The following is a 13,937-nucleotide window of genomic DNA, read 5'->3' as shown; positions in this document are numbered from 1 at the left end:
ACGCAATGGAGTTACCATGAATACGTCAGTTGTTTCACCGGGCCGCGCTGGCCTGATATTGCTGCTAACCGGCCAGATGCTGCCGATGATTGATACCTCAATCACCAACGTCGCGCTGGACGCCATCACCCACTCGCTGAACGCCACCGCCACCGAGCTGGAGCTGATAGTCGCCCTCTACGGCGTGGCCTTCGCCGTCTGCCTCGCGCTCGGCAGCAAGCTGGGGGATAACTTTGGCCGTCGGCGTCTGTTCATGTGGGGCGTCGCGAGCTTTGGCCTGGCCTCGCTGCTGTGCGGGATGGCGGGGAACATTGAACAGCTGCTGGCCGCGCGCATCGTCCAGGGGGCGGGAGCCGCGCTGATCGTGCCGCAAATTCTTGCCACGCTGCACGTGACGCTGAAAGGTACGGCGCACGCTAAGGCCATCAGCCTGTTTGGCGGCATCGGTGGGATTGCGTTTATCGTCGGCCAGATGGGCGGCGGCTGGCTGGTGTCGGCGGATATCGCCGGGCTGGGCTGGCGTAACGCCTTCTTCATCAACGTGCCGATCTGTCTGGTGGTGCTGGGGCTGAGCCGCCATTTCGTACCCGAAACCCGTCGCGAGACGCCGTCACGGATCGACTGGACCGGAACCGTGCTGCTGGCGATCATTCTTTGCTGCCTGCTGTTCCCGATGGCGCTCGGCCCCCAGTGGCACTGGTCGTGGCCGCTGAAGGTTATGCTTCTTGCCATTATTCCTCTGGGCTGGCTGACGGCGCTGAATGCGCGCAAAAAGGAGCGAGAGAATGCCCACCCGCTGATCCCGCCGCGCCTGCTGCAGCTTCGCAGCGTTCGCTTTGGCATTCTGATTGCGATGCTCTTTTTCAGCGTCTGGTCCGGGTTTATGTTCTGTATGGCGCTGACCATGCAAACCGGTCTGGGGATGGCACCGTGGCAGTCCGGAAACAGTTTTATCGCGCTGGGCGTAACTTACTTTATTTCGGCGTGGTTCGCGCCGAGGCTGATTGCTCGCTACAGCACCAGTACCATTCTGCTGACGGGTCTGGCGATCCAGATTGCCGGCCTGCTGGCGCTGATCGCCACGTTCCGCGTCTGGGGAATGGAGAATACCGCCCTGACGCTGGCGCCCGCGACCGGGCTGGTCGGCTACGGGCAGGCGCTGATCGTGAACAGCTTCTACCGCATCGGGATGCGCGATATTCAGCCTGACGACGCGGGGGCCGCGAGCGCCATTCTCAGCACGCTGCAGCAGGCCGCGCTGGGGCTTGGCCCGGCCATTTTTGGCGCGATTTTGCTGCACGCGCTGCAAAACCATCACGGGGATTACACCCAGGCGGTGAACGTCTTCCTGATGGTGGAAACGGCGATGATGGTGGCGCTTGCCCTGGCGACGCTGCGCATCCGCCATAGCCTGTGCCTGCCGGTGGTGAAGGTCTGCCAGGCCACCAAATAAGCCCGGGAATTTGCATAATAGATCCGCAGCCGCCATTATGGGGCTGCATCAATACAGGAGACGTTATGCAGGAATTAATTGCTCAGGTTGAAGAGTTAGGCATTGAAATTAATCACACCACCTCTTTAGTGATTATCTTTGGTATTATTTTTCTTACCGCCATCATCGTTCATTTTATTCTGCACAAAGTGGTGCTTCGCGCTTTCGAAAAGCGCGCGCAGGCCAGCAGCCATTTATGGCTGCAGATCATTACCCAGAATAAATTATTTCACCGTCTGGCCTTCACCCTTCAGGGGATAATCGTCAACGTTCAGGCGGTACTGTGGCTGCAAAAAGGCAGCGAAGCGGCGGAAATTCTCACTACCTGCGCAAAGCTGTGGGTCATGGTGTATGCCCTGCTCTCCTTCTTCTCGCTGCTGGACGTGATTTTTAATCTGTCGCAGAAAATGGCCACCGCCTCACAGCTGCCGCTGAAGGGGATCTTCCAGGGCATCAAGCTGGTGAGCGCCATCCTGGTGGGGATATTGATTATCTCCCTGCTGATCGGCCAGTCTCCCGCGATTCTGATCAGCGGTCTGGGCGCCATGGCCGCCGTACTGATGCTGGTGTTTAAGGACCCGATACTCGGACTTGTGGCGGGGATCCAGCTTTCCGCCAACGACATGCTCAAGCTCGGCGACTGGCTGGAGATGCCCAAATACGGTGCCAACGGCACGGTAACGGACATCGGTCTGACCACCGTTAAAGTGCGCAATTTTGATAACACCATCACCACCATTCCGACGTGGGCGCTGGTCTCCGACGCCTTTATCAACTGGAGCGGCATGTCAGCCTCCGGCGGGCGACGCATTAAGCGCAGCCTGAATATTGATACCACCAGCATTCATTTTCTCGACGAGCAGGAGCAGCAAAAACTCATTCAGGCGAAGCTGCTGAAGCCCTATCTGGCCGCGCGACATGAGGAAATTAGCCTGTGGAATCAGAAGAACGGTGAAGGGGAGTCGGTATTAAATCTGCGTAAGATGACCAATATTGGGACCTTCCGCGCCTACCTGAATGAATATCTGCGCAACCATCCGCGTATTCGCAAAGATATGACGCTGATGGTGCGCCAGCTAGCGCCTGATGCGAATGGTTTGCCGATTGAAATATATGCCTTCACCAACACGGTGGTCTGGGCAGAATATGAGGAGATTCAGGCCGACATCTTCGACCATATTTTCGCAGTGGTGGATGAATTTGGGCTGCGTATTCACCAGTCCCCGACCGGGAACGATATTCGCTCGTTGACCCTACAGCATCGGTGAGGTGGGTTGCCGGGCGTGAAGGCAGGTGCAGTCTGGTGCCCTCACCCCGGCCCTCTCCCACGGGGAGAGGGAGAAAAGCAGATCACTTTTTGCGGGAAAGCTTAAACGCCACAAACAGGAAGATAACCCACACCGGCAGCAGCATCGCCGAAAGACGCATCTCATCCATGGTGCACATCAGCACCAGAATCAGCCCGAGGAAAGCGATACAGATATAGTTCCCCGCCGGGTAAAGCAGCGCTTTGAACTGCGTCTCGCGTCCCTTGCGGCGCATCGCGGCGCGAAAGCGCAGGTGCGCAAGGCAGATCATGATCCAGTTCAGCAGCAGCGTGGCAACAACCAGCGCCATCAGCAGGCCAAAGGCTTCTTTCGGCAGGAGATAGTTGATCAGCACCACCAGCGACGTAATGGCGCCGGAAAGTAACAAGGAATTCACCGGCACGCCGCGACGGCTGACGCGGGTGAGGAACTTCGGCGCGTTGCCCTGCACGGAGAGGCCGAACAGCATGCGGCTGTTGGAGTAAACGCCGCTGTTATAGACCGACAGAGACGCCACCAGAATGACGAAGTTCAGCGCCGAGGCCACCACGTTGCTGTTCAGATCGTGGAAAATCATCACGAACGGGCTGCTGTCGGACTTCACTTCCACCCACGGATAGAGCGCCAGCAGCACCACCAGCGAGCCGATGTAGAACAGCAGAATCCGGTACACCACCTGGTTGACCGCTTTGGGAATGCTTTTATGCGGGTCGCGCGCTTCCGCGGCGGTAATACCGATCAGCTCTAGTCCACCGAAGGAGAACATGATCACTGCCAGGGAGAGGATCAGCCCTTTCCAGCCGGTCGCCAGGAAGCCGCCGTGCTGCCACAGGTTGTCGATCGTGGCGCGCTCGCCGCCGTGGCCGGAAAAGAGCAGCCACAGGCCAAAGCCGATCATCCCGATAATCGCCAGCACCTTGATCAGCGCAAACCAGAACTCGGTTTCGCCATACAGGCGCACGTTGACGAGGTTAACGGCGTTAATAATGATGAAGAAGGCCGCCGCCCAGATCCACGTCGGCACGTCCGGCAGCCAGTACTGCATGTAAATGCCCGCGGCGGTCAGCTCCGCCATCCCCACCAGCACGAACATTACCCAGTAGTTCCAGCCGGACAGGAAGCCTGCAAACGGGCCCCAGTATTTATAAGCAAAGTGCGCGAAGGAGCCTGAAACCGGCTCTTCAACGACCATTTCGCCAAGCTGGCGCATGATCAGGAAGGCGATAATCCCGGCGATACCGTAACCCAGCAGCACCGCCGGGCCAGCCATCTGAATAGCGGGGCCGATGCCGAGAAACAGCCCGGTACCGATCGCGCCGCCAAGGGCAATTAACTGAATATGTCGATTTTGCAAACCACGTTGCAGCGTCGGATTCTGATCCGACGAGGCTTCAGCGCTACCATGGCCTGAAGCGGATGACGCGTCTTTCACGTCCTACCCCTGTCTCTTTTTTAGAAGGGGCACGTTTTAACACTTCATGCTGGAGGTAGCAAGGGATTGGGGCATCCCTGCCCCGGATAACGAGATGGAACGCTTAAAACGCGTAGCCAACCGAAACCTTAAAGGTGCGCGGTTCGCCCTGCGTAATATAGGTACCGGAATCATCCACGCTGGCCCAGTAGTTTTCATTGGTCACGTTGTCGATGCCCGCACGAACCGTCATCTGGTTTTCATTGTGGTTCACCGCGAAGCGATAACGCATCCCCAGATCCAGCGTGGTGTAGCTGTCCAGCTTTTTGGTGTTTGCCAGGTCAGCGTACTGCGCGCCGGAGTGGTTCACGCGGGCGGTGGCGGTCAGGCCGTCAATCGGCTTGATGTCGTACTCAGCGCCCAGCACGGCGTAAAAGTTCGGGATCCCGATCGCATCGTTGCCCTGATTCACGCCATTTTTGGTTTTGGTCAGTTCGGCCTGCAGCCAGGTGGCGCTGGCGTTCAGACGCATCCCCAGCATTGGCTCGCCGAAGACGTTCAGCTCCACGCCACGGTTACGCTGCTCGGCGTCCAGGCCGTAGTGGCCGCTGTCGTCGAGGATCGCCGACGGCATTTTGATTTCGAACAGCGCAAGCGATCCGCCCACGCGGCCGAAGTCCGCCTTCACGCCCACTTCGTTCTGCTTAGAGTGAACGATACCGGTGCTCTGGCCGTAGTTGGTGGCGGTGTTAGGTGCGGTTTTGCCCGGCTGCAGCGCTTCGGTGTGGTTTGCATAAAGGGAAATTTCCTCCCACGGCTTGTAGACCACGCCGTAGGTGGGCATCCAGCGGCTACCGTCGAAACCGTCCGCCGCGTTTTCCGCACCGGTGACTTTGTTATACCCGCGAATGACGACTTTCTGATGGCGGGCACCTGCGGTGAACAGCAGCTTGTCGTCCAGCACGCCCAGCGTATCGCTCAGCAGCCAGCCCTGGGTACGGGTGCGCCCGCTGGTCAGCGGATCGCTGTACTTTCCGCCGGAACCATTGAAGTTGGTGCTGTCCGGCATATCGACGCCGGTGTTGTGGTAGATGTTGGTGGTCGGGTTATCTTTCGCCGCCGACATTTTCCACGCGATTTTTTCGTTTTTGGTCATCGCCGAATAGCCAATGTTGACCTTGTGCGAGACGAAGCCTGTATTGAAATTACCGCGAACGCCCGCCATGCCGCTGACGGAATCGCTGATGCGGTTGGTGTCGAGACGGCTGACCGTTGCCTTGCCGCTTTTATCCACCAGCTTCGGCGCGCTGTAGATGCCTTCCTCGTGCGCGTGCTGCGCGCCAAGACCGGTATAGGCGGTCCAGCCGTCGGTGATGTCGTACTCGCTGCGCCACATCCCAAATTCGTTTTCGATATTGCTGTAGGCCCACTTCTGCGAGAAGTTGCGATCGTTCTTCGGCGGCTCCGGAACGAAATCCACCGCGGAAATATTGACGCTGGTCGGGCTGCCGTGGAAGGTTTTCTTCTGATAGCCCAGATCCAGCGAGGTGCGGAAGCGGTCGCCGGTGTAATCCAGGCCCGTAGAGAGCAGCGTGGTGCGGCGGCGGTCATTCGGTATGCCGGTTTCCCCTTCGCGATGGACCAGGTTCACCCGCGCGCCGAACTGGTCGCTGTCACCGTAGCGACGGCCCGCATCCAGCGTGGTGCCAATCTGGGAATCCGAGGTGTAGTCCACGCCGACTTTCGCCTGCGGGAGTTCGCCCGCGTGTTTTGGCTCAAGGTTAATCATCCCGCCCACGCCGGAGCTTGCCGCGCCGTTCATCAGCGAGTTGGCCCCTTTGAAGATCTCGATGCGGTCAACCATCTGGGTATCCACCACCTGGCGCGGCAGCACGCCGGACAGGCCGCCAAAGGTCATGTCGTCGCCGTCGAACTTCAGGCCACGGATGCGGTAGGTCTCCGCGCTGTTGCCGTACCCCTGAACGAACTGCACGCCCGCGTCGTTCGCGACGACATCGGCAATGGTTTTCGCCTGCTGATCTTCCACCAGCTTCGAGGTGTAGCTGATGATGTTGAACGGCACGTCCATGGCGTTCTGCTGGCCCAGCATCCCCATGCGCCCGCCGTTCGCCACCTGTCCGTCAAGGAAGGCCGGTACCAACTGGTCGCCACCGGGTTTGAAATCGCTGGCTGGAGCAGCCTGGACAACAAGGGTGTCCTCTTTTTGATTGTCCGCCGCGAAGGCGGAATGTGTCGCCGCGCCAACGGCGAGCGCCAGCAGCGTTTTGTGCATGATGGTGTTGTTCATCGTTAACTCATTTTAAAGTGCGCGCAAAAATGACCCGTTGTCGGGCCTTAGAATGTATTGAATGCAATGCAAATGAGAACTATACGCATTATCCATGCGTTAGCAAGCGTAACCGCGTTCATAAGGAGATTTGGCGAGAAAAGAGGGGAACAGCCACCCCGTTTCGGGGATGGCTGCAATAACATTATTTTTTCTTGTAGATATTGGCCGTACCGTGAATTTTATTGTTGGTGTTCCCTGAAGTGAGCACCAGGACATCCGCGCCTTGCTTATCGGCTTTCTCAATCAGTTCTTTTTTCGCATCATCCACCGATACTTCATTCGAGGTGTTTACCGTACCGATTTTTTTATATTGAGATGCAACTTTCTTGAACTCGCTTTTAGTGAGTAGCTGGGCAGCAAAAGCATTGGTCGTAAACAGTAACGCCGTTCCCAACAAAATAGCAGTCGTCTTTTTCATAACCTTTTTCCTTGAGATTAATCAGCAACTACGAAAAACCTCACGCAGTGTGGTGAGGTTTTATGAGCATGGTAGAGAATCTCAGGAATTGCTATGCGTTCGGGAAAAATCTTTTATAACAACCCGTTGCATGAAATTACTAACGAATATTAAGAATATTCGAATACCCGCGCGGTGCCAGCAATATCAACGCGTACCGCCGTGCCCGGGTTCCATCCTGGCTGGCTTACGGTCTTCAGAATCACCGGCTGCTGCTGTCCGGCCAATCCCAGGGTGAGCGTCGACAGCTGGCCGGTGAAGTCCACGTCGAGAATCGAGATCGGGCTTTCATGCGCTGCACATGCCGTCACGCGTAATTGTTCAGGGCGCATCATTACCCTGCCCTGCCCTGTCGCCTGCGCGTTGTCCGTCGGCACTTCACCCAGCGCGCACACGGCATACCCGGCAGCGAGCTGAGCAGGGAGGATCACGGCATCGCCAAGAAACAGCGCCGTCTCTTCGTCAACGGGACGGGTGTAAACGTCATAAGGCGTACCGACCTGCGTGAAGCGCCCGGAGCGCATGACGGCAACCTGCGTGGCAAAGGACAACGCTTCGTTCTGATCGTGGGTGACCAGAATCGAGGCCACGCCCGCTTCGGCCAGCAGATCGGCCGTTGCCTTACGCGTCATCGCGCGCAGGCCGGTATCCAGAGCCGAGAACGGTTCATCCAGCAGCATCAGTGAAGGTCGCTGGGCCAGCGCACGGGCAAGCGCCACGCGCTGCTGCTGTCCGCCGGAAATCTCGTGGGGCCAGTGCGTTGCGAGCTGCCTGTCCAGAGAAACCATCTCCATCAGCGCCTCAACGCGCTGGCGCTTTTCGTGGCGAGTGCCGTCCAGCCCCCAGGCGATGTTGTCTGCCACATTGAGGTGCGGGAACAGCGCACCCTCCTGAGGCACAAAACCGATCCGGCGCAGGTGGGCGGGAACAAAACTGTTTTCATCGAACAGCGTTCTCCCCTGCATGACAATGCGCCCGGTGTCAGGCGTTTCGAACCCGGCCAGAATACGCAGCAGCGTGGTTTTCCCCGACCCGGACGGCCCGACAATCGCCGTCCTGCTCCCCGGCGCCACGCTCAGGTTTAAGCTGTCGAGCACCTGCACATCAGAAAACGATTTAGAAATGGCGGTTAATTCAAGCATGTCATAGCCCTGCAATTTTTTTCGACTGCATATAGAGAATGGCAGTCAGCGGGAGTGAAATCAGGATCATCAGCATCGCGTAAGGCGCGGCGGCAACATAGTCAATTTCACTGGTCAGCGCCCAGAATCCGGTGGAGAGCGTGCGCGTGCCCAGCGGAGAGAGCAGCAGCGTGGCGGTCAACTCGTTGCTGACGCCGAGGAAAACCAGCGCGGCCCCCGCCGCCGCACCCGGCGCGGCCAGCCGCATCGTGACGCTCCAGAGCGCCTTCGCGGGCGTGCTGCCCAGGCTGCGCGCCACGTTCTCCAGTTCGACCGGCGCCTGCGCAATCCCCGCCCGCAGGTTGATGAGCGCACGGGGCATAAACATCAGCAGGTAGGCAAGGAACAGGGTAATTTCCGTCTGGTAAATGGGACGGGCGTAGTGAATGGTGACGGTGACCAGCGCCAGCGCCGTGACGATGCCCGGCAGCGAGCTGGTGATATAGATGCACCCTTCCAGCATCCGGAAGATGCGGTGCGGATAGCGAATACCCAGCCACGCGATGGGGATCACGCACGCCGTCGTCAGAAGCGCGCCGCCCACGCCGAGCATCAGCGTCTGGCGCAGGGAGTGCCAGAGATCGGCACTCATCCAGTTTTGCACGCCGCCGAGCCAAATCCAGCGACACAGGACAATTAGCGGCACGCCCAGCGCCAGCACGATCAGCACGATGAAAAACAGCTGGCCCAGCGCGGCGGCCGCAGGCTTCAGCGGCCAGCATTTCTGCTCGCGCGCGGCCCCGGCGCCAATGCGCGCGTAGCGTGCTTTTCCGCGCGTCACGCCTTCCAGCATTAATATAGCCAGACAGCACAAGGCCAGCACGCCCGCCAGCATGTTCGCCGCCGGGCCGCTGAAGGTAGACTGGAACTGGTCATAAATTGCCGTGGTGAAGGTATCAAAGCGGATCATCACGTACAGGCCATATTCCGCCAGCAGGTGCAGCGCCACCAGCAGCGCGCCGCCGCAGATAGCGAGCTTGAGCTGGGGAAGCACCACGCGGAAAAAGACCCGCCAAGGCGACGTACCCAGCGAAGCGGCGACATCTTCCAGCGTCGGGTCCAGGCGACGCAGCACCGCCGCAACCGGCATATAGATAAACGGATAGTAGGCAAGAACCGAGAGGAACACGCCCGCGGAGAGCCCGTACATGGAAGGGACAGCGCTCACCCAGGCGTAGCTTTGCACAAACGCGGGGATCGCCAGCGGGGCGACCGCCAGTGCGGACCAGATCCCTCGCCCGGCAAGCTGCGTGCGCTCCGTGAGCCAGGCGATTGCCACGCCCGTCACGATACACAGCGGAACCGCTAAAGCCGTCAGCCACAGCGTGTTGCTGAGCAGCTCAGCAACACGCGGGCGAAACACCAGCGCCTTAATGGTTTCCCAGCCAGTCTCAATGCCAATGGCAATGATAAAACCCAAAGGCAGAAGCGCCATTAATGAAAACAACACAGCTAACGCAACCATCGGCAGTGCAGGACGCCTGCGGGCAGGCTCCTGCACTCTGTTTTTTCCGATGTCGAGACTCAGACCAGACATAAGACGTTCACTTCACTCTCAGGATCACAGCAGGCCGGCTTGCGTCATCAGCTCGATAACTTTTTTACTGTTGAGCGTTGAAGGTTCAACTTTCGGTGCATCAAGATCTTTCAGCGGGACCAGTTTCGGGTTTGAGGCCGCGTTCACGCCCACGGCATATTCAAAGGCGTTGTTGGTCCGCAGGCTTTCCTGGCCTTCTTTACCGGTAATGTATTTGATGAAGGCCTGCGCCTGCGCTTTGTGTTTGCTGGACGCCAGCATGCCGCCGCCAGAGAGGCTCACGAACGCGCCCGGATCCTGGTGTTTGAAGTAGTAAAGCTGGGTGTTTTTGCTGTTTTCACCGGTTTTGGACTGATCGACAAAACGGTAGTAGTGATAAATCACGCCGCCATCAATCTGACCGGCATTGACCGCTTTCATCACGGTGCTGTTGCCTTTATAGGCAACGAAATTGGCTTTCATCGCCTTGAGCCATTCCAGCGTGGCCTTTTCGCCTTTCAGCGCCAGCATCGCGCTCACGATGGCCTGGAAATCCGCGCCTGACGGTGATGCCGCCCAGCGCCCTTTCCACTCGGGTTTTGCCAGATCCATCAGCGATTCAGGCAGCTGCTTTTCGTTCAGCTTTTCCGGGTTATACACAAACACCGTGCTGCGGGCCGCGATGCCAATCCAGCGGCCGTGCGCCGGACGATATTCTGCCGGTACCTGCTTCAGGGTGTCTGCATTCAATGGCGCAAACAGGTTGGCATTATCCACCAGCACCATAGAAGGCGAGTTCTCCGTCAGGAACACGTCTGCCGGTGACGCGCTGCCTTCCTGAACCAGCTGGTTACCCAGCTCGCTGTCATCGCCATTACGCAGAGTGACTTTAATGCCGGTTTCTTTGGTAAAACCGTCAACCCACGACTTCACCAGGTTTTCGTGCTGCGCGTTATAAACAACGATACCTTCGTTGTTATCGGCGGCAACCGCTTGTGTGGAAAGGAAAAGGGATGAAGACAACAAGGCAAGCGAGAAGCAGGACAGCAGGCGAGAATTCATGAACATATCCTTTATAGACCAACGGGATTAACGACTCATAGCTTTGTGGGACAGGATTAAAGCATACAACAACACTAATGATAATTAGTATCAATCCAGTTTAGGCGTAAAAGTGTAAAATTTCTTTTTAGCAGATTTTAGAATGATAAAAATCCAAATTTTAATGAGAGATAATTTTTAGATTAAGAAAACCTTAAGCCTGCCTACAGTGAAATTCATTAGCCTTCTATTCATTATGACGCAAAGGTAAATCTGTTATTCATGCGCCCGCCAGATATAAAAGCCCCGATATTGCGGGGCTTTTTATGCTTATCTGGAGGTAGCTAAGTTTATAAGACTACTCATTTAAAAAGCATCACATCGCCGCATGAGGGGCATACATCGGATAGGTGAAGAACAATAAATGCACGCAGTTCAGGCCAAAATGGAATAACGTTGCAACCCAGAGCTTACCGCTCCACATCCACGCCAGGCCGTAAATAATGCCGGAGAGGCTGGCAAAAATAATCAGTAGTAAACCGCCGCTATAATGCATCAGCCCAAAGATGACTGAGGCAATCAACAGCGCGACAACAGGATGAATAATCCGGGACAAGCGTTGCTGCAGGTAGCCTCTGAACAAGGCTTCCTCGGCCAAAGAGACGAAGAAAATATTCGCAAGGGCAAATTGAGCGAACCATTCTGGCGCATGCGGCTCAATTCTAAGTCCGCCCAACGCAACAGCCAGAAGTAACAGCGCGGGTATCGCAAGAACCAATATTCCCCAGCCGACCTTGCCAGTTTTATAGAGGGGTTTTGCTACGAATAACGTTGGCATGCACGTAATTAAAAAGAACGGCACCACTGCCTTGTCCATATTAAAGTACATACTGAACGGTATGCTTTGTGGACCAACGACGACAGCATCCAGCACTTTGGGGTTATGGAAGCCCGGGATCACATGCAAAACCAGGGCAGCGGCGATGACCACGCACAAGCCTTCGACCAAATATGTATATTTATTATTTTTATTACGTAGCCATTCAACAGCAGACCAGCCAACAACGATTGATGCAATAACCAGCAGCGCCGGGGCGTCAAGAATACTCTGTTTCCAGCCGAGAAATGCCGTTAATCCCAGCATCAGGTAAGCCAGGCTTTTATTAAGGGAGAGTGCGGCAAGCGAAGTTGCGAGTAGATACCACATAAATGTCCTTCTTGACCGGTAAATTTTAGGGGCGATGTCCCAAATATGTCCCACAACGAAAATCAGGAGGATGTGAAGGAGGCGTAACTCTATGAAATGAAATGGCACGCCCTGTAGGATTCGAACCTACGACCTACGGCTTAGAAGGCCGTTGCTCTATCCAACTGAGCTAAGGGCGCACTGATATGCGTGTACTTCGCGGTGGTGAAACGCGAAGAATTATACGGTCAATGGCAAGTGAGTCAATGCCTTTTCCGTTTTCAGGGCCAATTACCGCTAGCCGATTGTAAATACGGCTATTTTCTCAACATTCCGCCCTGTTTCACCGTAAAATTTAGCGCTGCGAAAAGGCTTAGTTGCATTTAAGTAACGCCTGCTGTTTTCCTGACCGTCAGCTCGTCACACTAGAGTCAGGTATCCCGGCCGCCTGGAGGCTGACAGACAACAGGACAATGGAGTGACAGCGCAAAACCTGATCGATACGCCCCCCCGGTTACAGTACATTTCTCAGGACATCGTCGGCATTAAGCTTGAGCCCATCGTCGCCCTTTCCTCCTTGCGCCAGGTTGGCGTGGAGGTCCTTAGCGTTCTGTCCGACACGCGGGACAGCGAGAACTTTTTTTGCGATCGCTCCGCAGAGTGGTCGATAACGCTGCTTGAAGCGCAGCTTGCCGCGTTAAAAAATACGCCGCACGGTCATAATCTTTTTATTAATCTGCCGATAACCGTCCTGACAGAGCCCGCGTCTTTTCAGCGACTTATCCGGTTGCCAGGCATGCCGCTCAATATTGAGATTGTCGACCTCGCGTCCTTTTTGGCGCTTTCCCTCGTAGAGAAGCAGCATGTCGTTCAAAATTTGCGGCAACTTTGCAAACAGGGACACGCTATCTGGCTTGATGACGTGGATGACGTCACAGTGCAGTCGTTTTTATCCTGCCGACTCCCGTTAAGCGGCATCAAAATAGATAAGGAAGCATTCTGGCGTTTACGCGACACCCCTGCGCTGAGGCAACTGGTTTCCCTTTGCTTTCAGCTTGCCGGGAAAGTGCTTATTGAAGGTATTGAGACTGAACGCGATCGTACCTGGGCACTGCAGGCAGGCGCAGACCTCGGCCAGGGATATTACTGGCCGTCCTGGACATGGCCGGAGGATTAAAAAGCCATTTCCAGGAGGGAGACCATGCGAATGACAGTGCGCCGTTACCGGCGGCGGCGTACAGGAAGTGATGCACTGGGATTTACGCGCTCACCTTTTGCTCCCCCCTTTTTCGACCGGCTCGAATTTTTGAGCCAGTCCATCAGCCAGCCCCGCAAAACCGACGCCCCGTTTATCCTTCTGGTGACGGAGGATCACTACCTGCGCACCGGTTTTCTCCACGGGCAGTTTCCCCTGAGCAGCTGCTGCGACTACGCCACGCTGGACGACGCCCTTATCGCTCAGACGCAGTGGCCCTCAGCCCGTCTGGTCGTGGATATTGAAAGCCGATCCACGGGGCTTCTGGAGAAACTGGATCAGTTGAGACGGCATAGCCTGTTTCCTCCGTTCCTGACGCCCTGGCTGTTGGTCCGGGCCGATAATTACGACACCCGCCTCTTCTGCAAAGCGGCAGGTCCCTTTCATGTACTCGAACGTCAGCTGAACGCCGCCGCGCTCCAGCACAGCCTGCAGGATCCCCTCCCTCCGCCGGGTACCGAGAAAGACTGGTTCTCGCGCAACGAATGGCCCATTCTGCAGGAGCTTTCCCGGGGCAAGACATTGCGTCAGATTGCCCTTATGCAGAATCGCCCTTATAGCCGCATTATCTATCGTCTCAGCTGCATCCTCCTAAAGCTGGGGCTAAGCCATCGCCAGGAATTGCTGCATCTTCTTAATAACCTCTCAGACTGCACGTTTTCACTCACCTCCTAACCCCTTATTTCCTAAAGCGGTTTAAGAATTTACTTACCACTTGCGTTGCGAAAATGTTAATTTTTA

Annotated in this window: 11 protein-coding genes and 1 tRNA gene; 4 read left to right on the top strand and 8 right to left on the bottom strand. The window is 56.4% G+C overall.

Annotation, left to right across the window (positions count from 1 at the left end):
* Positions 1-16: 16 nt before the first annotated feature.
* Complete coding sequence (locus UR289_RS01170) at positions 17-1,453, top strand: MFS transporter (RefSeq protein ID WP_033144838.1); 1,437 nt, start codon at positions 17-19, stop codon at positions 1,451-1,453.
* A gap of 65 nt (positions 1,454-1,518) precedes the next feature.
* Positions 1,519-2,760 (top strand): mechanosensitive ion channel family protein, encoded by a 1,242-nt coding sequence (locus tag UR289_RS01165; RefSeq protein ID WP_033144837.1) that lies wholly within the window; start codon positions 1,519-1,521, stop codon positions 2,758-2,760.
* An 82-nt stretch (positions 2,761-2,842) separates the two neighbouring features.
* On the opposite strand, the gene pheP is transcribed toward UR289_RS01165, so the two are convergent.
* The 8 genes from pheP to UR289_RS01125 all read right to left on the bottom strand — a co-directional run bounded on the left by pheP (position 2,843) and on the right by UR289_RS01125 (position 12,141).
* Positions 2,843-4,231, bottom strand: a complete 1,389-nt coding sequence (pheP, locus tag UR289_RS01160; RefSeq protein ID WP_047061279.1) for a phenylalanine transporter — start codon at positions 4,229-4,231, stop codon at positions 2,843-2,845.
* A gap of 103 nt (positions 4,232-4,334) precedes the next feature.
* Positions 4,335-6,518 carry a TonB-dependent siderophore receptor gene (locus UR289_RS01155; RefSeq protein WP_320709012.1) on the bottom strand — a complete coding sequence of 728 codons (2,184 nt, stop codon included), beginning with the start codon at positions 6,516-6,518 and terminating at the stop codon, positions 4,335-4,337.
* 184 nt (positions 6,519-6,702) lie between these two features.
* A complete protein-coding gene (yahO, locus tag UR289_RS01150) occupies positions 6,703-6,978 on the bottom strand; it encodes a DUF1471 family periplasmic protein YahO (protein WP_033144835.1) in 276 nt (91 codons plus the stop codon).
* 149 nt (positions 6,979-7,127) lie between these two features.
* On the bottom strand, positions 7,128-8,159 hold the full coding sequence (locus tag UR289_RS01145; protein WP_047061277.1) for an ABC transporter ATP-binding protein: 1,032 nt from the start codon (positions 8,157-8,159) through the stop codon (positions 7,128-7,130).
* Position 8,160: 1 nt separating this feature from the next.
* Positions 8,161-9,735, bottom strand: a complete 1,575-nt coding sequence (locus UR289_RS01140; protein ID WP_320709010.1) for an iron ABC transporter permease — start codon at positions 9,733-9,735, stop codon at positions 8,161-8,163.
* A gap of 24 nt (positions 9,736-9,759) precedes the next feature.
* Positions 9,760-10,776, bottom strand: coding sequence for an iron ABC transporter substrate-binding protein (locus tag UR289_RS01135; RefSeq protein ID WP_320709008.1), 1,017 nt, complete (start codon positions 10,774-10,776; stop codon positions 9,760-9,762).
* Positions 10,777-11,131: 355 nt separating this feature from the next.
* Complete coding sequence (locus UR289_RS01130) at positions 11,132-11,962, bottom strand: CPBP family intramembrane glutamic endopeptidase (RefSeq protein WP_320709006.1); 831 nt, start codon at positions 11,960-11,962, stop codon at positions 11,132-11,134.
* Positions 11,963-12,064: 102 nt separating this feature from the next.
* A tRNA-Arg gene (locus tag UR289_RS01125) sits at positions 12,065-12,141 on the bottom strand.
* A gap of 278 nt (positions 12,142-12,419) precedes the next feature.
* On the opposite strand from UR289_RS01125, the gene UR289_RS01120 reads away from it, so the two are divergent.
* A complete protein-coding gene (locus tag UR289_RS01120) occupies positions 12,420-13,118 on the top strand; it encodes an EAL domain-containing protein (RefSeq protein WP_069303766.1) in 699 nt (232 codons plus the stop codon).
* Between the two features lie 24 nt (positions 13,119-13,142).
* On the top strand, positions 13,143-13,871 hold the full coding sequence (locus UR289_RS01115; protein ID WP_048975481.1) for a helix-turn-helix transcriptional regulator: 729 nt from the start codon (positions 13,143-13,145) through the stop codon (positions 13,869-13,871).
* Positions 13,872-13,937: the final 66 nt, after the last annotated feature.

The organism is Enterobacter sp. 302C9 (genome assembly GCF_034106085.1).
Lineage (GTDB): Bacteria > Pseudomonadota > Gammaproteobacteria > Enterobacterales > Enterobacteriaceae > Enterobacter > Enterobacter asburiae_B.
This window is presented reverse-complemented; position numbering and strand designations above follow the sequence as displayed.